General features: G+C 36.5%; 19 protein-coding genes and 1 pseudogene. 5 read left to right on the top strand and 15 right to left on the bottom strand.

Annotated elements, in window-relative coordinates; translation table 11 throughout:
• The first annotated feature begins 142 nt into the window (after positions 1–142).
• A complete protein-coding gene (gene cls, locus NST60_RS13025; RefSeq protein ID WP_341098920.1) occupies positions 143–1,345 on the top strand; it encodes a cardiolipin synthase in 1,203 nt (400 codons plus the stop codon).
• A gap of 122 nt (positions 1,346–1,467) precedes the next feature.
• Here the strand turns inward: cls and NST60_RS13020 are convergent, their stop codons facing one another.
• The 6 genes from NST60_RS13020 to speE form a co-directional block, all read right to left on the bottom strand.
• Positions 1,468–1,644 carry a XapX domain-containing protein gene (locus NST60_RS13020; RefSeq protein WP_205835682.1) on the bottom strand — a complete coding sequence of 59 codons (177 nt, stop codon included), beginning with the start codon at positions 1,642–1,644 and terminating at the stop codon, positions 1,468–1,470.
• Positions 1,645–2,036: 392 nt separating this feature from the next.
• Entirely contained in the window at positions 2,037–3,707 is a 1,671-nt protein-coding gene (gene argS, locus NST60_RS13015; RefSeq protein WP_341098915.1) for an arginine--tRNA ligase, read from the bottom strand.
• A 2-nt stretch (positions 3,708–3,709) separates the two neighbouring features.
• The gene (locus NST60_RS13010) at positions 3,710–4,162 is read right to left on the bottom strand and encodes a DUF1934 domain-containing protein (protein WP_341098913.1); all 453 of its coding nucleotides are present in this window, start codon (positions 4,160–4,162) and stop codon (positions 3,710–3,712) included.
• 497 nt (positions 4,163–4,659) lie between these two features.
• A complete protein-coding gene (locus tag NST60_RS13005) occupies positions 4,660–5,760 on the bottom strand; it encodes an SH3 domain-containing protein (RefSeq protein ID WP_169189398.1) in 1,101 nt (366 codons plus the stop codon).
• A gap of 673 nt (positions 5,761–6,433) precedes the next feature.
• Positions 6,434–7,306, bottom strand: a complete 873-nt coding sequence (speB, locus tag NST60_RS13000; protein ID WP_047940781.1) for an agmatinase — start codon at positions 7,304–7,306, stop codon at positions 6,434–6,436.
• Positions 7,307–7,343: 37 nt separating this feature from the next.
• A complete protein-coding gene (gene speE, locus NST60_RS12995) occupies positions 7,344–8,189 on the bottom strand; it encodes a spermidine synthase (protein ID WP_101729876.1) in 846 nt (281 codons plus the stop codon).
• 270 nt (positions 8,190–8,459) lie between these two features.
• Between speE and NST60_RS12990 the strand changes: the two genes are divergently transcribed.
• A complete protein-coding gene (locus NST60_RS12990; RefSeq protein WP_224428204.1) occupies positions 8,460–10,523 on the top strand; it encodes a transglycosylase domain-containing protein in 2,064 nt (687 codons plus the stop codon).
• A gap of 527 nt (positions 10,524–11,050) precedes the next feature.
• Here the strand turns inward: NST60_RS12990 and NST60_RS12985 are convergent.
• From NST60_RS12985 to NST60_RS12975, 3 genes are all read right to left on the bottom strand, one after another.
• Positions 11,051–12,979, bottom strand: a complete 1,929-nt coding sequence (locus tag NST60_RS12985) for an endonuclease MutS2 (protein WP_101729879.1) — start codon at positions 12,977–12,979, stop codon at positions 11,051–11,053.
• 438 nt (positions 12,980–13,417) lie between these two features.
• A complete protein-coding gene (locus tag NST60_RS12980; RefSeq protein ID WP_016202525.1) occupies positions 13,418–13,927 on the bottom strand; it encodes a YwhD family protein in 510 nt (169 codons plus the stop codon).
• Between the two features lie 104 nt (positions 13,928–14,031).
• Positions 14,032–14,670: a site-2 protease family protein gene (locus NST60_RS12975; RefSeq protein ID WP_016202526.1), complete on the bottom strand. Its 639-nt coding sequence runs from the start codon at positions 14,668–14,670 to the stop codon at positions 14,032–14,034.
• A 228-nt stretch (positions 14,671–14,898) separates the two neighbouring features.
• Here NST60_RS12975 and NST60_RS12970 point away from each other — a divergent pair, with 228 nt between their 5' ends.
• Positions 14,899–15,084: a 2-hydroxymuconate tautomerase gene (locus NST60_RS12970; protein ID WP_016202527.1), complete on the top strand. Its 186-nt coding sequence runs from the start codon at positions 14,899–14,901 to the stop codon at positions 15,082–15,084.
• Positions 15,085–15,141: 57 nt separating this feature from the next.
• Here NST60_RS12970 and NST60_RS12965 read toward each other — a convergent pair whose 3' ends face one another.
• From NST60_RS12965 to NST60_RS12955, 3 genes are all read right to left on the bottom strand, one after another.
• Positions 15,142–15,648 (bottom strand): YwgA family protein, encoded by a 507-nt coding sequence (locus tag NST60_RS12965; RefSeq protein ID WP_016202528.1) that lies wholly within the window; start codon positions 15,646–15,648, stop codon positions 15,142–15,144.
• A gap of 41 nt (positions 15,649–15,689) precedes the next feature.
• Positions 15,690–16,991: an HD domain-containing protein gene (locus tag NST60_RS12960; protein WP_016202529.1), complete on the bottom strand. Its 1,302-nt coding sequence runs from the start codon at positions 16,989–16,991 to the stop codon at positions 15,690–15,692.
• 236 nt (positions 16,992–17,227) lie between these two features.
• A complete protein-coding gene (locus tag NST60_RS12955; protein ID WP_016202530.1) occupies positions 17,228–17,452 on the bottom strand; it encodes a DUF1450 domain-containing protein in 225 nt (74 codons plus the stop codon).
• 278 nt (positions 17,453–17,730) lie between these two features.
• On the opposite strand from NST60_RS12955, the gene NST60_RS12950 reads away from it, so the two are divergent.
• Positions 17,731–19,065 carry an MFS transporter gene (locus NST60_RS12950; protein ID WP_016202531.1) on the top strand — a complete coding sequence of 445 codons (1,335 nt, stop codon included), beginning with the start codon at positions 17,731–17,733 and terminating at the stop codon, positions 19,063–19,065.
• A gap of 204 nt (positions 19,066–19,269) precedes the next feature.
• Positions 19,270–20,073 (top strand): RsfA family transcriptional regulator, encoded by an 804-nt coding sequence (locus NST60_RS12945; RefSeq protein WP_169189401.1) that lies wholly within the window; start codon positions 19,270–19,272, stop codon positions 20,071–20,073.
• 277 nt (positions 20,074–20,350) lie between these two features.
• Here NST60_RS12945 and NST60_RS12940 read toward each other — a convergent pair whose 3' ends face one another.
• The 3 genes and pseudogenes from NST60_RS12940 to pta all read right to left on the bottom strand — a co-directional run bounded on the left by NST60_RS12940 (position 20,351) and on the right by pta (position 22,700).
• Positions 20,351–21,196, bottom strand: coding sequence for a lipoate--protein ligase family protein (locus tag NST60_RS12940; protein ID WP_016202533.1), 846 nt, complete (start codon positions 21,194–21,196; stop codon positions 20,351–20,353).
• 268 nt (positions 21,197–21,464) lie between these two features.
• Positions 21,465–21,593: pseudogene (locus NST60_RS26800) on the bottom strand (GNAT family N-acetyltransferase); the annotation flags it as partial.
• Positions 21,594–21,722: 129 nt separating this feature from the next.
• Positions 21,723–22,700 (bottom strand): phosphate acetyltransferase, encoded by a 978-nt coding sequence (pta, locus tag NST60_RS12935; RefSeq protein WP_016202534.1) that lies wholly within the window; start codon positions 22,698–22,700, stop codon positions 21,723–21,725.
• Positions 22,701–22,836: the final 136 nt, after the last annotated feature.

Here is a 22,836-nt window from a genome sequence, read left to right as displayed (position 1 = left end):
TATATGAACGCTCTTCTCGTACCTTGCTCCTCTTATTACAGCTTTCCTTATTCTTTCTCATTCAACAAAACAATATAATTTAAACCGAGGTATGAAAGGCATAGAATATCGGGAATACTATCCTTTTAAGGAGGCATAGTGAATGAAGACATTCTTGATAATCATAAGTATTATTGCCATACTGATTTTCCTTCTCTTTATTGACTTCCAATTAGGAAAGAGAGCCCAGCAAAAAAAAACAGATCGAAAAAACTATCCTTTTAGATATACTAACTTTCACATTTATTCGGACGGAACAGAGTTGTTTCCAGCCCTGTTTCAGACCATTAAAGAGGCAAACAGCCATGTTCATGTCCTTTTCTATACTATTAAGACAGACAGTATTTCCACGGAGTTTCTTAACCTTTTAGAAACAAAAGCACATGAAGGAGTGGAAGTACGCCTTATTTTGGATTGGTTGGGAAGTATTAAAATACGAAAAAAAATTAGGGAGAATTTAAAAAAGGCTGGTGTTCAGTTTGCTTTTTGCCAACTCCCAACATTCCCTTACCTTTTTTATTCCTTACAAGTTAGAAACCATCGGAAAATTGCCATCATTGATGGAAAAGTTGGTTTTATGGGCGGCTTTAATATTGGCAAAGATTATATTCATGCCAACTTCAAATTAAGCCCTTGGCGTGACTATCATCTTCAATTAACTGGAGAAGGAGTTGATGACTTACAGCGGGAGTTTTTAATCGACTGGTTAAAAGCCTTTAAAGTTAATCTACTGCAAAATCCTATATATTTCCCTATGCAGCAAAAGGGAGAATCTAGACATCAACTAATTCCTACACAAGGGGTTTATTTAGAAGAAATAATCTGTAACTTGGTCAAAAACAGCAAAAAATCGCTTTTTATCGCTACTCCTTATTTTATCCCTAGTAAGCGAATAACAGAAGAGTTAGTGAGAGCATTACATAGAAATGTTTCCATTACGATCCTTATTCCTGATAAAGCGGATCATATGCTTGTTAAAGAGGCCTCTTTTCCCTATCTACGTTCACTAATAGGAAATGGAGCAAGCGTTTATCAATATTTGAATGGCTTTTTTCATGGCAAATTAATTAATGTTGATAATGAGATTATTATTATCGGTTCATCCAATTTTGATAGACGCAGTATCTTTTTAAATCACGAGTTAAATTGTTGCATCTATGACCCTATATTTATTGACAAAATGAACAAGATTACAGAGATGGATTTACAGCAAGCAAAGGAATTATCGCTTGAAGGTTTAAATACAATCACGATGAGAAGTAAACTAAAGGAATGGGTTTCCCGTCTTTTTGCTCCGTTTTTATAAAAGGACTTCGTAAAGATGCTAAGGACTCTAAATACAACAATTAATCATGCTCAACTAAATGGCCGCTCACTGGAATAGTAAGCGGCCATCTAGTTGAGCATCCATCATATTTACATTTCTTATTATCTTTGAAAAAAGACACTGACCCATTCGAACACACGGTAACCGGCATATATTCCAAAAATGCCTACAATCCCTGAAAATGCACCTGGAGCAGGTATGGGTAGCTTTAATAGTCCAAAGATGAATCCAGTTAAAAACCCAGTAAGTAAAGCAAATAGAACTAATTTCACAAGCATCTTCCCTTTCCTGAAGTAGATGCTTTTTATTATTCGAAAAGATGATTAGAAATATCCAATGATTTCTTTATAAAAAAAGGAAGTTGGGACATAAGTCTTTTCAACCAAATAACCCTGAACGATTATACGTATATGCTAAGAAGAGTTCGTATGATTGTTTAGGGTTTTATTCATTTTAAGAAGGAAGGTTTGTGGTGATAACCCGCAGCCTGAATATACTTCGCTTTCCATGGGGCGAGCGCCACGGAAAGCGAACCCCTGGAGCGGTGAGCAACCTCCCTATTCAAAGGTACTAATAAATATACTATATACAAACCTCTATTTCTAAAATTCAGGGGTTTGTCTACAGTCTGAGAGGAGAGCATCACTTTATGCTCTCCTCTCTTAATTAATTACATTTTTTCTGGTGCAGATACGCCGATTAGGGCTAAGGCGTTTCTTAACGTTATTTGCGTTGCTTGAATTAATGCTAGACGTGCCTTCGTTCTTTCTAAATTGTCTACATCCAATACTTTTTCTGCGTTATAAAAGCTATGGAAAGTAGACGCTAAGTCGTAAATATAATTAGTAATACGGTGTGGCATTCTCTTTAATGCCGCTTCTCCTACTGCTTGTGGGAATTCTCCTAGTTTTTTCAATAAGTCAAATTCTTTTTCTGCAGTAATTAACGCAGCGTTCAATTCATCGCCAGGCTCGATTCCTTGTTCTTTCCCTTGTCTAAGGATACTGGAAATACGGGCATGCGCGTATTGTGCATAATATACTGGGTTTTCATTGGATTGTGATACAGCAAGATCTAGATCAAAATCTAAATGCGTATCCGCACTTCTCATTGCAAAGAAGTAACGAGTTGCATCTAAGCCTACTTCTTCCACTAAATCTCTCATTGTAACAGCTTTACCAGTACGCTTACTCATCTTCATTTTTTCACCATTCTTATATAGATGAACAAGCTGAATAATTTCAACCTCTAAAGCATCTTTGTCATATCCTAATGCTTGAATTGCAGCTTTCATACGAGGTATATAACCATGATGGTCTGCACCCCAAATATTAATAAGCTTTTCAAAACCTCTATCTAGTTTATCTTTATGATAAGCAATGTCTGGTAATAAATAAGTAAACGAACCATCATTTTTAATAAGAACACGGTCTTTGTCATCTTCGAAATCAGTAGAACGTAGCCATGTCGCTCCATCCAACTCAAAAATATAGCCATTTTCTCTTAATTTGTTTAGGGCAATATCAATCTTTCCATTTTGATAAAGAGACGTTTCGGAGAACCACACATCAAATTTCACACGGAAATCTTCTAAATCCTGCTTTAACTTAGCCATTTCATATTTCAAACCGTAGTCACGGAAAAAATCAAAACGTTCTTGCTCCGAAACATGGACATACTTATCGCCATATTCCTCTGCTAATTCTTTCCCAATTCCGATAATGTCTTCTCCATGATAGCCATCTTGCGGCATTTCTTTTTCCATTCCTAATGCTTGGAAATATCGTGCTTCTACAGATAATGCCAAGTTGTTAATTTGGTTACCAGCATCATTAATATAGTATTCTCTTGATACGCTATAACCAGCTTTATCTAAAATATTGCATAGGGAATCTCCTACTGCTGCCCCACGTGCATGTCCTAAATGAAGATCTCCAGTAGGGTTTGCAGAAACAAACTCCACTTGCACTTTTTCATTGTTTCCAACTGTTGTTTGTCCGTATTGCTCTCCTGCTTTAAGAATAGTTGGAATTAAATCAGTTAGATAGCTGTTATCCATATAAAAATTAATGAAGCCAGGTCCTGCTATTTCTACTTTTTTAATAGAAGCTTTCGTTTGATCGAAATTGTCAATAATAGCCTCTGCAATCATACGTGGTGCTTTCTTCGCGACTCTCGCTAACTGCATCGCCATATTAGTAGAATAATCACCATGTGCTTTGTCCTTTGGTAATTCCAATATCACTTCTGGAATTTGTTCTTCTGCTGCTAACCCAGCTTTTATCACACTTTGTTTAATTTCTTCCTTTAGTTTTTCCTTTATTTGATCTACAATATTCATTCTTACTCTGTCTCCTCCTTAAATGAAATAGTCATATGATAGGTCCCATTATTGCTACCCTGCATCTTTAAATCATATAAAATATCTAATGAACCTGTTGTTGTGTGCTGCTCTATTTCTAATGCTAGCCTCTTTGTATCTGTAATTAGTTGAAAAACACCGTATGGACTTTCATAACTACCGATTTTCTGTTTATTAATTAGAAAAGGGAGTCGCATTTTTACCGCTCCACTTCGAAGGATTAATCCTTCCTTTTCCGTGACTTTAATAATTGTTTTAATGGTGCCTTCTTCTATGATTTCTTCATATTTTATATATTTACTAGTATCTTTTTCTAAGTATTGACCAAACCCAATCCACTCAATACTTTCTTTATTTTTCCCATTATATATATGTGTTGTAACATGTAATTTTACAGGCACCTGTTGCGCTGATGGTTGAGACAACGACAACACTTCCTTTTCATTTTACTGTGTAACTTTATAAGTATAAATTTTTTGAGGGGGAAGTGCAAGATGGTTCGACAAATGATGCGCATATAATAAATTTAATCATTGTTTAAGAATGATAAAGAGGATGGGACATATCTAAATAGATACTTTGTTAAGATGAACAATCTCTAGTTTAGCTAGTATATAGCTGCTGCTTTTGCATACTTTTTACAATAGGAAATATAATTAGTTGGTTAAACAGAGCAGCCGGAATACACGTAGACTCCTGTGGGATTAGCGAGACAGTCTGAGACCCCGGAGGCGAAGCTGAGGAGGCTCAGCGCGAGCCCCACGGAAAGCGAAGTGTATTCCGGCTGCGGGGAATCGCACCAAACTTCATGGAAACATCCTTTTAAAAACAAATAAAAAACCAAACAATTATACGGACTCTCATAAGCGTCTTCGTATAATTGTTCGGATTTATCCTTGGCTGGAATACTTTTGTCCCAGCCCCTTCATTTTTAATAGTTATTTAACTCTTTAATTGGTGTTTGTATAATTACCGGGTTTTTAGAAGGATCTAACCATTTTAGAATCTTCACTACATTTGCTTCTGATGTTGCCGTACATCCAAGGGTGTAACTATTCCCAATGTGGAAAAAGATTGCACTTCCTTTGTTTGGAATGCGTTTTGTGTTGTAGTCAATGACAAAACCATATTTATATGCCGGCACATTCATATTTTCTGCACTCTTCCACTGACCGCTAGTTTTCTTTTTAGACTGCCACGTGTTATAGAGCTTAGATTTTGGATCATCTACCCATACATCGTCATTGGTAATTTTTCGATAAGATAATTTTGTTCCAGGGTTCTTTTCTGTACCGAAAGCTGTCCCTATTGTAAATTTCCCAATGGGTGACTTTTTACCGCCTTCACTCATATTTGATGTAAATCCATATTTACCGATGTGTCCAGCTGTAGTTAGAACTGGAACCCATTCTCCTTTTGTATTCTTTTCAAATGTGCGAATTTCAGCAGAGGATGTATTATAACCATTTGATGTTACAAGAATCAATTGCTTATTTTTCCCCACTGTTTTTAGACCTGCTGCCAAATTTTTTGGTGCAGCTGGCTTTTTTGTTGTTAGATATTTACTCGAAACCCAGCCTGTTTTGGTGCCTACCGTTACTTTGCTCCAAGAACCCTTTGTTTGCGATACTTTTAAAGATTGATTCTTTTTGACTGTTGTAATTACTTTGTAAGTGGTACCTGCACCACTTCTCACATTCAACGTACTTGCTGTGACATACATCGTTTTCGTCGTTGTTGCTGCTTTTGCTGCCGGCTTCTTTGTTGTTAAATATTTATTGGATGCCCAGCCTGTTTTCTTTCCAACTGTCACCTTATCCCAAGACCCTTTTGTTTGGGTTACTGTTACAGCCTGATTTTTCTTTACCGTCGTTACTACTTTGAACGAGGTACCAGCTCCACTTCTTATATTAAGGGAACTTGCTGTAACATATTTCGTTTTTTTGCTGGCAGCTTGCACTGTATTTGCCGAATGAAAGCCTGCAAATAATACTATGATCCCTATTAATACGACAAAAATCTTTTTACTCATTTTATTCCTTCTCCCTATGTAAATGTCATGCTCCATCTTATTTTACATATAAAAATTGCAGCAAAAATGGTTCATATAAAGTTTATCAGATGATTATTTCAGTTTCTTAAAAAGCAGATTACAAAGCAACTATATTTCCATTGCCAGCTACTAGTATGGATCCCTTTCATCATAACTCAGCTTTTTCATTATTTTCTATATTTTAACATATATACAAAGCATTTTTCCTAGGAATTTCTAGAATCTATTTATTAAACCAGAGTCCACAAAAAAGAGGATGGGACATAACTAAATAGATACTCTGTAAAGACGAACAATTTCTAATATAGCTAGTAAATAGCGGCTGCTTTCGCATACTTTTTACAAGAGGAAATATAATTAGTTGGAAAAACAGAGCAGCCGGAATACACGAAGACTCCTATGGGATTAGCGAGACAGTCTGAGACCCTGCAGGCCACAGGCCGAAGCGGCTCAGCGCGAGCCCCATGGAAAGCGAAGTGTATTCCGGCTGCGGGGAATCGCACCAAACTTCATGGAAACATCCTTTGAAAAACAAATAAAAGCCCGAACAATTATACGGAACATTCATTAGCATCTTCGTATAATTGTTCGGAATTATCCTTGGCTGGAATACTTATGTCCCAGCCTCTTTTTAGGACTATCTATGAAATGATCATTTTACGAATCCTAAGATCATTTCACGGATTAATTTACTAGCTGTATTTGCCGTTTGCTCAGATGGGTCATAAATTGGTGCTACTTCTACCAAATCTGCCCCAACTACTTGAACATTGGAGCGTGCAATTTCGTGAATAGACGCTAATAATTCTTTTGATGTAATTCCCCCTGCATCTACTGTACCAGTACCTGGCGCATGTGCTGGGTCTAATACATCAATATCAATTGTTACATATACAGGTCTGCCTGCAAGTGTTGGCAAGATTTCTTTTAAAGGCTCTAGCACTTCAAACTTAGAAATATGCATGCCAACTTCTTTTGCCCATTGGAACTCCTCTTTCATTCCAGAGCGGATACCAAAAGAATAAACATTCTTTGGGCCAATTAAATTTGCTACTTTTTTGATTGGTGTCGAATGAGATAGCGGCTCCCCCTCATACTCATCACGAAGATCTGTATGAGCATCCATATGTATGATTGCTAAATCTGGATATTTTTTATACATTGCTTGGAATACGCCCCAAGATACTAAGTGCTCTCCACCCATTCCAAGTGGGAATTTATTATCTCCTAATACTTTGTCCACAAATTCTTCGATCATATCTAAGCTTCGCTGTGGATTTCCAAATGGCAACGGGATATCTCCCGCATCAAAGTATTTTACCTCTTCCAGCTCTCTATCTAAATATGGACTGTATTCTTCTAAGCCAACCGAAACCTCGCGAATTCGGGCAGGGCCAAAACGGGACCCAGGGCGGAAGCTAACAGTCCAATCCATTGGCATACCGTACAATACTACTTGGCTTTCTTCATAATTTGGAAAACTTTTTATAAATACATTTCCTGAATATGATTCATCAAAACGCATTGGTAATCACTCCTTTTTTATTCAAAACAGCTTAAATCTAAATTGATTCACTATCCCCTTCACAAAGATCTTGAACAAACTTCGGTAGAATAAAGGCCGCTTTGTGTAAGTCTTTCGTGTAATACTTGGTTTCTATTGAATGGAAACGGCTCTCTGGCACTTGTAAGGGATCATATTGCTTTGATCCAATTGTGAACGCCCACATTCCGCTTGGATATGTCGGTATATTAGCGATATATAATCTGGTTATTGGAAATATTTCTTTTACATCTCTTTGTACGGAGCGAATAAGCTCTCCTTTAAACCATGGGTTGTCCGATTGAGCAACGAAAAGTCCATCATCCTTTAAAGCTTTTGCTATCCCAGCATAGAAGCCTTTTGTAAACAGATTAACAGCAGGTCCCACTGGTTCTGTGGAATCTACCATAATTACATCATAGACCTTTTCACTTTTGGCAATATGCATAAAGCCATCACCTACTTGCACATCCACTCTTGGGTCATCCAGCTTTCCAGCTATCTCTGGTAGAAACTGCTTACTATATTCAATTACTTTACCATCAATATCAACAAGCGTCGCCTTTTTAACACTTGAATGCTTTAATACTTCCCGAATAACTCCGCCATCACCGCCGCCAACTACAAGAATATGCTCAGGTTTCGGGTGAGTAAATAATGGAATATGTGCTACCATTTCATGATAAACAAATTCATCTCTGGTAGAAGTCATCACCATATCATCCAATAACAGCATATTTCCCCACTCTTCTGTCTCTACCATCTCCAACTTTTGAAACGGTGTCTGTTCTGTATGTAATGTACGTTTGATTTTCATTGTAATTCCAAAATTATCAGTCTGCTTTTCTGTAAACCAAATTCCCATTTTCATATCCTCCATTCATTTGATTAGTTAAAGCAATCAAAAAAGAAACATTTCTAATGAAAACAATCTTCTTTTTATACTTCCCAATCAAACAAATAACAAACACGAAAAAAGTATAGTGGATATTCGTAAAAATGCAAAGAATTTTTTTATATTCCATGATAAAAATGTTTAAAACACCAATCTTTACCACATACTAGTGCTATCTATTTTCGTTTCGTTTCATAACGATAAAAAACAAAGAAATTTCTACTTAGGAGGTGTCATGTATTGGAAGTCATTGTCAATAAATTAAAAAACTCTGGAAAGTATTTACGCATACTCGTGATATTGGGACTCCTTTTCATGATAACCGCAAGCATCATTTTTATCGGAGTTTATGTATACGCTCGTACACTTGGCCCCCCTCCTTTAGCCGTTTCTCAGTCAACTATCTATTATTCAGATAACGGTAGTATCATTGGAGAAAGCAGTAATGGGCAAAAAAGATATTGGGTATCCATCGATGATATTAGCCCATATTTAGTGGATGCTACTGTTTCCATTGAAGATAAGAACTTTTATTCTCATCACGGCTTTGATTATAAACGAATTGGCGGTGCTATTTTAGCAGACATAAAAGCAATGGCAAAAGTACAAGGGGCAAGTACGATAACGCAGCAATATGCCCGAAACTTATTTTTAGAGCATGAAAAGACATGGAAGCGAAAAATTGCAGAGGCTTTTTATACACTTCGACTAGAAATATTTTATACGAAGGATGAGATTCTAGAGGGCTATATAAATACAATTTATTATGGCCACGGAGCATATGGAGCAGAGGCAGCGAGCCAATATTACTTTGGAAAAGAGGCATCAAAACTAACGCTAGCAGAAGCAACCATGCTTGCTGGTATTCCGAAGGGACCCAGTATTTATTCTCCCTTTTCATCAATGGAGAATGCAAAAAAAAGACAAAGCATTATCCTTAATTCCTTGATTGAAAATGGCTATATAACAGCAGAAGATAAAAAGATAGCTTTAAATGAAAAGCTATCTCTAGTAGGAGAATTCCCGAACACAAGTATGGAAACAGCTCCCTATTTTCAAGATAGCGTTAAAAACATTTTGAAAAACCAGCTTCACCTGGATGAAAAAACGATTCAATTAGGCGGATTAAGAGTATACACTACCTTGAATACCGAGCAGCAAAGAATTGCAGAAGAAACCATTAATCACACGATAAACAAAGATAGTAATATACAAATAGGCTTTGTAGCTATGGATCCAACTACAGGCTATGTTAAAGCATTGGTGGGTGGAAGAAATTATGAAGAAAGCCCATTTAACAGAGCAACTCAAGCTAGTCGTCAGCCTGGTTCGACGATAAAACCTTTGTTGTATTACGCAGCACTTGAACATGGATTTACACCAGCGACCATGATGAGTAGCGAGAAAACGACCTTCCGTTTTGATGATGGCAGAGATCCATATACACCGCATAATTTTAATAATCGATATGCAGATGGCAATATTACAATGGCACAGGCACTTGCGGTTTCCGATAATGTATATGCTGTTAAAACCCATTTGTTTTTAGGGCAGGACACATTAGTAAAAACAGGAAAAAGATTCGGCATTACAACCGATTTACAAGAAGTACCTTCACTTGCTCTAGGAACCTCTAATGTGCGGGTAATCGAGATGGCAAATGCCTATAGTATGTTTGCCAATGGAGGAAACAGTGTTTCTCCTGTTTTCATTACAAAAATTGAAACAAATGATGGACAAATTCTCTATGAACATAAAGCAAAGAAAGAGAAAGTGTTAGATACAGATTTAACTTTTGTCATGAACCAAATGATGACAGGAATGTTTGACCCTAATTTAAGTGGCTATGCCTCTGTAACGGGAAGTACCATCGCAAACGATATTACAAGAATTTATGCAGGTAAATCTGGTTCCACAGAATCAGACAGCTGGATGATTGGCTATACCCCGCAATTAGTGTCAGCCGTTTGGACCGGATATGATCAAGGAGAACCCATCACGTTAACAGCTGATAAAACATATGCAAAGAAAGTTTGGGCTCAGTTTATGGAACAAAGCTTGAATAAAGAGCCAATCAAAGGGTTCACTCCTACAAAAGGAACAGTTGGTGTATATATCGACCCTAAGAGCGGTAAACTTGCATCAAATGCGTGTGGCACAAAAAGAATAATGTACTTTACGAAGGAAACTGTACCGACAGAATATTGTGCTGATCTACCGAAAGACGATTCCAGTGAAAAACCAGCAAATAAGGAAAAAACAAATGAAAAGGTACCATGGTATAAACGAATTTTACCTTGGTAGAAGCAAAGATTGAAAAAGCATACTGCCGCCTATTTTTGGCGGGGTATGCTTTTTTGTTTTGGTCGGATGATGGCGAGGCAAAACCTCGCCTCTGTTACCTTTTTGGCTGTTCCGTTTTGAAAAGGGCTTAGAGATCCTCTCTCCGTTACCTTTTCTCTCTCTTCCTCTTCCAAACGGGCTTAGACAACCTCTCCTCTGTTACCTTGCCTCTCTCTTCCTCTTCCAAATGGGCTTAGACAACCTCTCTCTGTTACCTTGCCTCTCTCTTCCTCTTCCAAACGGGCTCAGACAACCTCTCTCTGTTACCTTGCCTCTCTCTTCCTCTTCCAAACGGGCTTAGACAACCTCTCCTCTGTTACCTTGCCTCTCTCTTCCTCTTCCAAACGGGCTCAGACAACCTCTCTCTTTACCTTTTCTCTCTCTTCCTCTTCCAAACGGGCTTAGACAACCTCTCTCTGTTACCTTTTCTCTCTCTTCCTCTTCCAAACGGGCTTAGACAACCTCTCTCTGTTACCTTGCCGCTCTCCTCATTCTTCCTCCAACCAAACGTCTTCTACATATTTTCTTTTTTGCTGCTTGCTTATTTTTCGATATTCTTTTGATTTAAAAATAATATCAAAATCATAATCTTCCGGATAAAGCTCTGTTCCTTTAATATAAAGCTTCAATCGCTTTTGATTGACTATTCTTTTTTCCTGGCGAACCTGCACGATATATCTCCCTTGTGCATCTGGTCCTTGGTAAACAATTCCCATTTCATTCGTCTCTGTAAGAATTACATTATCTCCTTGCTCAAATATTGGCTCTTGTGCTCTTGGCGTATCAACCGGCCTTGTCATTCCTGATTTGCGGGCATATTTATTAACAACTACCTGTTGCTTATAGCTTGGATCATTTACATTTTGATCATCATGGAAGTTCCGATATTTTTTATACGTTATCTCATGCGCTTTTTCAATAAGCTCAGGGTGCAGTCCTAATTTGCTTGCAATTTCAAACGCTTGGCTTCTCCCACTTTGCCCCAATAACAGCTTATATGTCGGCCGTAATGTAACGATATCAAATTCCATTGTTCCATTTAAAAACCCTTCTGTTTGATCCGCAAATTCCTTCATCTCACTATAATGAGTCGTCGCAAATAATGTTGCTCCTTTTTGATAAAGCTGTTCTAAAATTACAATAGCGAGGGCCATCCCTTCTCCAGGATCTGTGCCAGATCCTAGCTCATCAAGCAATACAAGCGAACGGTCATTGGTTTTTCTTAAAATATCAATAATATTCACTAGCCTTGAACTAAACGTACTTAAATTTTGTTCAATGCTTTGTCCGTCACCGATATCCACAAATATATGCTGAAAAATCGCTATTTTGCTCCCTGCTTTTGCAGGAATTAGCAAGCCTGATTGTGCCATCATTGTTAATAAACCAATTGTTTTCAATGTTACTGTTTTCCCACCTGTATTTGGCCCTGTAATAACGAGGGCACGATGCTCTTCGCCAAATAAAATGGTTAAAGGGACTGCTTTCTGCCCAAGCATTGGATGACGAGCTTCTTTTAAATGAATCATATAGTCATCTGTTAAAACGGGAGACTTTGCATCAATTGCTCTGCTGTATTTTGCTTTCGCAAACAAAACATCATAATAATGCATCGTTTCGATAGCTAGATTTATCGCATTTTCCTCTGCTAATAGCTTTTCTGTTAATTCATATAAAATTCGTTCTACCTCATACTCTTCTGCCAGCTTCATTGTTTCTATTTCCGCTTGCATATCTGCCAATTCAATTGGTTCGATAAATACCGTTGCACCAGATGCAGAAGTATCAAGTACACTTCCTGGCATTTTGGTTTTGTATTCTCTTTTAACAGAGAGAGTCAAATGTCCATTACGCTCGGACACAATTTTGTCTTGAAGATAACTTGCATATTTTTTTGATTTCACTAGTTGGTTAGCCTTTTCTTTAACCCGATCTGTCAAGATAGATAACTGTCTTCTTAAATAGGCTAAATCACTAGATGCGTAATCATCGACATTACTATGCCTAATACATCTTGTTATTTCTTCTGTAAGCTCCCTAACATCAGGGATAGATTGAACATACAGTGAAACATTCGGAGCAGCAAATTCTTTATCACGCATAAACTGCTTAAGCTTTGTGCAATGCTCTAAAAAGGAAATAACAAATGGAAATTGATCTGCTCGAATATAAATCCCCTTTTTTGCTTGACTTAAATATAGGGACATTTCATCAAGCGTATGAATGGGAACACTACTAGATATTTCTATAATTTTTATAGCCTCTTCTATTTCCTTTATCGACTGCTCCATTTTTCTTTTATCATGAATGGGTCGCAGCTTCCGAATGGTTTCTTTCGCTAAATTTGTTTTCGCATAAGCTTCTATATCCTCTAAAATTTTATAGAAGCCTAATACTTCAAATGTCTGTTGATTCATTTAATTACCTCCTGATTTTTTCTTGAAAAACCCTTGAAAACAGAAAAAAGCCAGCATGAACAAACGCTCACACTAGCTTTTTTGGGTAAACCTATCCGCTTGTTTGCGGCATAAGGAAATCCTTCGCAATAAAGTAAAAAAGCTATGACAAATATGCCATAGCTTGGATCGTCTATTGCTCGCTATGAGGCTTATTCTTAACCTTCCTTGAAATTCGCATGCTAAATAAACCGGTAGAATTCCGATTTTTTAACAACATTCAAGGCCGTATAAAATTAACGGTTAGTTAAGAACACTCACACTCATAAAACAATCTCCTTTAAAAGGGCTTTTTATTGAAGGCTTTTTTCGGATAGTTTGTTGCTATTATCCGTAGCCTTATTTGTTTCTCTTTTAGTTTATCGATTTCTCTTCACATTTGTCAACATTTTCAAAAAATTATCCTAACAAGTCTTTTTTCAGCTGTTCTAGGGAGTTATCCCAGAGTTGCTGATCATGATTTTTTAGGAAATCAGCAAGCACCTTTTTAGACTTATCATCCATATTATCAACCATAATATGCCTTTTCATACTTTTATCCATCTTATTCACATGGTCTGGCAAGGATTTATAGCCTCTGCGAATCGAACGATCTACGGTCATTTCACAAGCTGTTACCCCAGCATAGTAAGGACCTTCAGGCTTGCGGTCAATCGTTACCCATACTAGCCAATAAGCCTTGCCATTTGGCACTTCTTCTTTACTTTTTAAAAACTTGATACCACGCTCTACAGCACTCCTTGCATGCATCGCCCCAATATCAACGATTGCTTCTCCTGCTTCCACATCAATAATAACAGGAGATACATTTTCTAAACTAAGACTGCCAATTCCAAAACCTTTATGCCCATCTGTTGGGTCATTTTTAATAATATTAAAGCCTACTGTTTTTTTCTTTTTTTCTTCCATTTTTCATACTCCTTCTGCGATTTATTCTAAGCGATCGCGGATTGCTAGCTGCTTAACGATTCTTATTTGTCGTGCAAGAAAGACAATTTTTCCATTCTAACAAATTAAAATAATAATTGATTAAACAGTTGAAGGAAAAAGACTCGCACAAACTCAATCCAAGGGAATATTGTATAACTTGATAAACCGGTAACAATTAATACAATAAATAAAATAGATCCATATACCTCATACTTAGACATTCTTGCTCTAACTCGAGAGGAAACTAGATCTTCTATAATTCGGTAGCCATCTAGAGGTGGTAGCGGAATTAAATTAAAAGCAAAAAGTAATAAATTCATATAGACAAAAATTTGAAAAAACGGATATAAATCAAAATTACTTCCTACTGGAACATTTAACTTTATTAATAGTGCAATAATAATAAAACCAAGAAAAGCTAGTATTAAATTACTAACAGGTCCCGCTAGAGAAACCAATACTCCAGCTAATTTAGGTCGTTTAAAGTAATGACGATTAACTGGCACTGGCTTCGCCCATCCAAACCCAGCAATCAAAATAAAGATTGCACCAATGAGATCGATGTGAACGATAGGATTTAGCGTTAATCTTCCCTGCTTTTGCGCTGTTGGATCTCCAAATTTATAAGCTACGTATGCATGTGCAAATTCATGGAAGGTAAAACCTATAACAATGGAAATAATAATATAAGGCAAATCCGCCAAATTTTGCGAAAATAACAAATGATTAGCTCCCCTCTATAAACAGTTTCTACGGAAAATCGTTTTTTTCTATCTAGTAATGTTTCCTTCTAAAATTATACATGATTATAAATTGGAAAGGAAAATTTTCTTTTCCTAGGAAAGGAGCAAATAAAAATCCCCCCTTTTAATTACAAAGAAATGATTAGAAACTTGCACTTTTTCAAAAAATATGAAAAACTACTAACAAAAACCAAGGAGGACTAACAGATGCCATACGTAACTGTAAAGATGTTAGAAGGTAGAACAGAAGAGCAAAAGCGAAATCTAGTAGAAAAAGTAACCGATGCTGTTGTAGAAACAACAGGTGCCTCAAAGGAAAAAGTAGTTGTCTTCATTGAGGAAATGCCTACAAACCATTACGCTGTTGCAGGCAAACGCTTAAGTGATCAATAATGGCCATTAAAAAAGATCCTACCAAGCAAATCGTTTCATTGCATGGTAGGATCTTTTTTAATGAATGGTTTTCTCTTTTAAGCTTTCAATATATGTGTAGGCTATCTCTATTTCTTCTTCTGTATATTTTTGCTTTGCTTTTAAAGTAAAAACTTTTTCTTTCACTTCTTCCTTTGGTAAAGTATCAAAGAATAGAACGGTTGAAACAAGTTCAAGAAATCTTGAATTCTGGCCATTCATATCTTCCAGACAAGGCGATAAATTAGGCATCTCCACTTCATTAAGTGCCAGAAACTCTTTCCCATTATCGGTTAAGGTATAACGGTATTGGAAATAGCCTCCCTTTTTTTCTTTTATCTCATTTAAAAATCCCATATTGCATAGTTCTTCGATTCGCAAGGTCAGCTCTTCTGAATAGGGACCGAAAAAGTGAAATTGATATTTTTCATGAAACGGAAAATCAAGCTTTTTCGCAATATATATCATTTTTTGCAGCTTTTTTCTTCCAATAATTTCGCCCGAAGCAGCAATTGCTTTCATTACTTTGGCATGATCTTTTAACAAATTGGGTCATCTCCTACTCGATTTAATCCTAAGACATACATCTATTGAATATCCAACAATTGACGAATTTGTTTTTTGATTTTCCCTTTAGAACTGTCATCCTTTAAAATGTCCTTTGGAAAATACAGCTTATGATCGGTTCTTCTTTTTCCAGAGATACTGTCGACTATTTCCGATTCTCTGGAAAGCTCTCTTATTTCTCCGTTTTTCATCAATAGATGAATGGGCAACCGTTCTTCCTCTTCCCCAGGTCGATAAAAATCATAAGGTAGGTCAGACGAGGAATCTACAACTAAATAATATTCCGGATCTAATCCCGCTTTTTGAAATAACCCAGATAATTCTTGGAGTTTCTTATACTCTTTCGCTGGATCAAACTCAACATATTTAAAAAGATTCCTGTTCATAAACCTGCGGCAAAGGTCTTTCAAAATAGTATCGTCTTCTTCTTGCCACATTTGAAAATAATAGAGAATAATAGCCTCATCCAATTTCAAGTAGTCCTCTAAGGATGTCTCTTCTTCAAAAAGTGAGTAAAAATGAATGGGGTGATATTTAAAAGAGTAGAACTGTTCGTGTAAATGTTTCGCTCTATGTAGAATCTTCGTAAGAATTACTTCCGCACTTCTTGTCACTGGATGGAAATATACCTGCCAGTACATTTGATAACGGCTCATAATATAATCTTCTACAGCATGCATTCCGCTTTTCTTAATAACAGCCTGATCTTCACGTGGACGCATGACACGCAAGATTCTTTCCATATCGAAATTTCCGTAGCTAACCCCTGTAAAGTATGCATCTCTTAGTAAATAATCCATTCGATCTGCATCAATTTGACTGGAGATTAGACTAACAACTAGTTTTTCTTTTGATGTTTTTGCGATTACTTCGGCCACTTTTTTGGGAAAGTCTTTCTCTACTCTTGTTAAGACTTTATTTACTTCTGTCTTTCCTAAGATAATTCTGCGTGTAAATTCTTCATGATCGAGATCAAACACTTTTTCAAACGAATGAGAAAAAGGACCATGTCCTAAATCATGTAAGAGTGCGGCACATAAAGAAAGCAATCTTTGGTTATTATTCCATTCTTCTCTGCCTTCAAAAACATCGTCAATTATTCTTCTAACAATTTCATATACTCCTAGAGAGTGATTAAACCTGCTGTGTTCCGCACCATGAAAAGTAAGATAAGTTGTGCCAAGCTGCTTAATTCTTCGCAGGCGCTGAAACTCTTTCGTCCCAATCAAATCCCATATCACTCGGTCACGAACATGGATATAGCGGTGGACTGGATCTTTAAATACTTTCTCTTCGTTTAACTTATCCGTCGAATATGGCATCTTTCTCACTCTCTTTCGTTCTATTGGCTATTTTTTATTCATTCTAGTAATTTAGAGTACGCTCCATATTCTAAAGATAGAAAAAGAGGGTTCCGTGTAGGCATTTTAAAAAGGAAAAAAATCATGGTTTTCTCCATAAAATAACTATCTAGTGGAAGCTCCTCTGGTTTTACAAAGACTCTGTTTTTCATTGTTGTTGTTTCATTTGAAGATTTCAAATAATAGATGAGTTTCTATTATTTTTTTAACTTTGTATTAATTTTATCCATTAACTCTTCTTCTGTTAATGCAGCTAGTGGACGATTATTGACAAAAGCAAATGTTTTTTTGCGACCAGGACCACAATAGGATTGACATCCTATTTCAATTTTTGCATCTGGATCTATTTGCTTTAAACGTGGTATTAACGTTTTTAAATTTACTGCCTGACAATCGTCGCAAACACGAAATTCGTTTGCCATTGGGACAACCCTTTCTTTAAATGCTCTCTATTAAAGTTATCAATCATCTAATCGACAACATTCTCACTCATTACTATATGGTATTTTACCCCTTCTCCACTAGCAATGCAAGATGCAAAAGAGTGTAAAACAGTGACGAATTTGTGGAATAAATCCGCTCCTACTATGCTATTTTTGTCTATCTGCTACGGCAGTATTTTTTCTAAACTAATTCCCTTCTCTATATTAATTAATCAATATGCGTTATAATTTTCTCTTGAATATAGGGAGGTTATTAAATGAATAAAAGTAGACTATTAGTAATGTGCAGCATTGTGCTTGCAATGTTGATCGCCTCTATTGATACGACTATTATGAATACAACCATGCCAATTATTGCAGAGGAACTTGGCGGAACGGCATTATACGCTTGGTCTTTTGCTGCTTATATGATAGCTAGCACCATACTGTCACCAATTGCCGGCAGACTTTCTGATCTTTTTGGTAGAAAGAAACTGTTTGCTTTCGGGATTATCGTCTTTTTAATCGGCTCACTCTTATGTGGAATTGCAGCGACTATGCCTCAATTAGTCATTTTCCGCGCACTACAGGGAATGGGAGCTGGATTCATGATGCCATTTCCTGCTATCATTGCTGGAGACCTTTTTTCTATTGAAAAAAGAGGGAAGATCCAAGCATTATTTACTGGCATGTGGGCATTATCTGCCGTATTAGCTCCCACACTTGGTTCTCTTTTTGTAGAGTTTTTGAGTTGGAGATGGATTTTTTACATTAATTTTCCAGTATGTATCATTGCACTATTAACTTTGATTCCATATAAAGAAGTTTATCAACCTAAAAAGGCACAAGTAGATTATATTGGTGCTGTCCTGTTTGGAGTCGGCATAACTTGTGTATTACTAGTTACCGTGTTAGAAAGTTATCTGTTTATTTTTGCTATAGTCGGTATCCTTCTATTAATCACATTTTATTTCTTTGAGAAAAGACAATCTTCTCCTATTGTTCCATTATCCATTTTTAAGAATAAAACAATTACTTGGATTTTCCTTAATGGATTTGTTGGAACATTGGCCTTATTTGGAACATCAAGCTATATTCCATTATTCCTGCAAAACCAAGCTGGCCTTTCTGTCCTATGGAGTGGTGTTTCTCTCCTTGGTATGTCTGTTGGATGGATGGCCATGTCGGTTCCAGCTGGTAAATGGATATTAAAATATGGCTATCGCATTCTATTAATAATTGGAAATACATTACTATTACTGTCAGGAATTTTATTAGTATTATTAAATGAATCAAACGGCTTCTGGTACGTCTTTATCCTCATGATTGTTCAAGGATTAGCATTTGGACTACTAAGTACTGTTGGTGTTATTGGCGCTCAAGCATTAGTAGGAAATCACGAAAAAGGGATCTCTACTTCTTTCTTTATGTTCTGCCGAAATATGGGAACAGCAATCGGTGTAACCATTATGGGATCTTTGCTAAATAGTGGTACTACCTTTATGGATGGTATTCACCATCTCTTCTTATTCGGATTTATTGTAAGTATTTTTGCATTTTTATCAGCCTTCTTTATCCGCAACGAAGGAACTTTAATAGAAAAAAGAGCATAGAAAATTTAATCGTATATGTATCAAAAATAGTCGGCCAAGTTGCCGGCTTTTTTTCAACCCTCTTTATCCGCTAATTTCCCTTTTTTCTAAACTATAAAAAAATCTACTATCCTTGTATTTCTTTTGTATAAACAAACATATTTCTGGAAAAGATGGAACTAGAAATATTTATTTATCGTGATTAAGTTGGGAGTTGAGTTAAGAATGAAGGTTAGACAAGATGCATGGTCTGAAGAAAACGATTTATTATTAGCAGAAACAGTTTTAAGACATGTCAGAGAAGGAAGTACACAGTTAAACGCATTTGAAGAAGTTGGGGATAAATTAAATAGAACTTCAGCTGCGTGTGGATTCCGCTGGAACGCAGTCGTTCGTCATCAATATGAGAAGGCGCTGCAGCTTGCGAAGAAACAGCGAAAACAACGACAACGGATGCTAGGAAAAGATCAAGGTGGTAAAAAGAAACTATTATACTCACCACCAGTACCAACAGTGGACGATCTCGAGGCTCTTACTGCTTCCACTAGTTTAGAACTTGGTTCAATGGAGTTGGAGACATTCGATTCACTAGAAACATTAGATACACATGTTACTAGTCCAGAAGAAGATGAGCTTGCAAACTATCAAACAGAAGAACCACAAACGAACATTGAAGTAGAGAAAACTCCTGTTTACTCAGGAGTGAGCTACAATCAAGCTAGCACACTTAATTTTGATGCCGTTCTCTCTTACTTACAAAATTTCCGAAGTGCTCCAATACAGCTGGAAATCTTAAAAAGTGAGAATGAAAGATTAAAAAGAGAAATGGCCACGATCAAAAGTCGCAACAAAGAGTTAGAAGAAAAGCTACATCAAATCGAAAACAACTCAGAAATGATGCAAGAAGATTACGAAACACTCATGAAAATCATGAACAGAGCCCGTAAACTTGTGGTACTAGAAGAAGATGAGCGCCCAACCAAGTTTAAAATGGACCGAAACGGAAACCTCGAAAAAGTCGCAGAGTAATTAAAAAGCGGAAAGGGACCGTTCAGCGGCGTGTGGGGTGGAGCAGCATTTCCTGAGATAAAGGAAACACAGAGAGCGATAGCGATCTGATGTTGACTTATCGTAGGGAGAAGTTTGCTAGCTAGATTGATTTTAAAAAGCGGAAAGACCGTTTAGCGGCTTATAAAACGCATAACAAAAAAGAGAGAAGTTTTTGGAGTTGGCAACCATTCTCGATTATAAATAGAGGATAAGGAAAGGGATTCAAAAAATCACCTTCCTTATCCTCTTTTTGATTTTAACGAAATGCCTGCATAATTTTCTCGTTTCGATCAACGACACGATCATAATAAGACTCGAACAGTGGTAGCTCTTCCCCTTGTAATTGATCTGCAAATAAAAACTCTGCGTGATCTTTTAAAGCAAGAAGCAACTTTGTCATCACTTGATCAACTGTTAGTGGAACGTCTAATAGTTCAGCTAAAGAAGCCATTACTTCCGGTTTTATTTCTGGATAAGCAAATTTGGTTGTCTCTCCTTGCAGTCCTGCAGCATAAAATTGCTTGATAATTTCCGCTCTTTGCTTTCCACTGCCATTTATGCAAAGATAAATTTGAACCGCAACCCCACTTCTTAAGCGTCTTTGAGAAATGCCTGCAAATTTTTTCCCATCAATACTTAAGTCATAGCTGCCTGGACAATACGATCCGACAATTTCCTTTGCTTCTATCGTTTTCCCATATTCTTTAAACATATAGTTAATTAATTCCCACATCGTCTCATAACCACTATTAATATCTATTCCTCTTTCCTGTTCTGGCAGGATAAGCGAAATATTTAACACATCTTTATCCAACACAACAGCAAGTCCACCAGAATTACGGACAATGTATTGGTATCCCTGCTCCTTTAAAAAAGCCAATGCATCTTTCAGATGAGGTAATCTCGTATCTTGAATTCCTAATACAATCGTCCGATCATGTACCCATGTTCGTGCCGTAGCAGGTACCATGCCACTTCCAACAGAGGAACATAAAGTATCATCCATGCCGAAAGAGTGTAGCGCTGATACATGTAAACCTGTTGTTGACTGATCAATGATTCTCCATTTATCTTGTTTTAACAAACTAGTATTGCCGACCATCACTTAGCTCCTTTTGTTTTAACAACCATCTATCCTATTTTTAAAAGATATAGTTTTCTTTATTCATTCACAATGATTTATTATAACGAAAAAAGAGCTTTTTCTAAAGCTAAGCAGTTCAATTAATATGGGGAAATGAAAATTACATTGGAATTCACACCATATAACACATACTATTTAACACATTCAATAGCTCAGACTCTGAGCTTTACATTTTCACGATGCTACTTTCGTTGAAGCCCATCTTAGATAAAGAAAACTAGTTATATTACTTTTCCCATTCATGTTCTAAAACACTATATAGTAAAGAGTCACGCCAACCATCTTTAATTAACAAATCTTCACGAATTCCACCTTCTAAATACATCCTAACTTTTTCCAAAACCTTTGATGAACCTCAATCTCTCATTCTTTCTTAAAATGAATAAAACCCCAAACAATTATACGAATTTTTCTTAGCATGTACGTATAATCGTTCGGGGTTATTTGGTTGAAAATACTTATGTCCAAGCTTCTTTAAAAATAATTATTTTGCTAAGCTTTGTCCTGCAGTAATTAATGCTAATTTATAAACATCTTCTTCGTTACATCCACGAGAAAGGTCGTTTACTGGAGCATTTAAGCCTTGAAGGATTGGTCCGACTGCTTCAAAGTTACCTAATCTTTGTGCAATTTTATAACCGATATTACCAGCCTCTAGACTTGGGAATACAAATACATTTGCATCTCCTTGAATTGGAGAATCTGGAGCTTTTTGTTTCGCTACAGATGGAACAAATGCAGCATCAAATTGGAATTCACCATCAATTACTAATAATGGGTCTCTTAGTTTTGCTTCAGCTAATGCACCTTCTACTTTTTCTGTTTCTGGTGATTTTGCAGAACCTTTAGTTGAGAAGCTTAACATTGCAACGCGTGGGTCAATGTCAAACATTCTTGCTGTTTTCGCACTTTCCACAGCAATTTCTGCCAAATCTTGGCTGTCTGGAGTAATATTGATTGCACAGTCTGCAAATACATATTTTTCATCTTCACGAACCATGATGAATACACCAGAAGTCTTCTTAACACCTTGTTTTGTTTTAATAATTTGTAAAGCCGGACGAACAGTGTCAGCTGTTGAATGAATTGCACCACTTACTAGACCATCTGCTTGGTTAGCATAAACAAGCATTGTCCCAAAATAGTTTTCATCTAAAAGGATTTTACGCGCGTCTTCTTCTGTTACTTTTCCTTTACGTCTTTCAACAAAAGAAGCAACTAATGCATCAAATTGAGCATATTTCTTTGGATCATAAATTTCTGCATTTTCTAAAGAAACACCTAGATTTTTTGCTTTTGCTTGAACTTCTTCTATGTCCCCAATTAAAACAGGAATTAACACTTTATCTTCTGCTAAACGACCAGCAGCTTTTAAAATTCTCTCATCTAATGCTTCTGGGAAAACGATCTTTACGTTTTGGCCAGTTACTTTTTCTTTTAAACCTGTAAATAAATCACTCATTAATTTTCTTCCTCCTTTTTATGTACACTTAATAGGATACTCTACCATGATAAAATTTCAAGGAATATTCCTTACTTTCTTCTATTTTTATCCCATATAAAGCATGATGCGTTCATCTACTAATGCAAAGAAGATG

It is taken from the genome of Niallia sp. FSL W8-1348 (assembly GCF_038006745.1).
Taxonomy (GTDB): Bacteria; Bacillota; Bacilli; order Bacillales; family Cytobacillaceae; genus Niallia; species Niallia alba.
This window is presented reverse-complemented; position numbering and strand designations above follow the sequence as displayed.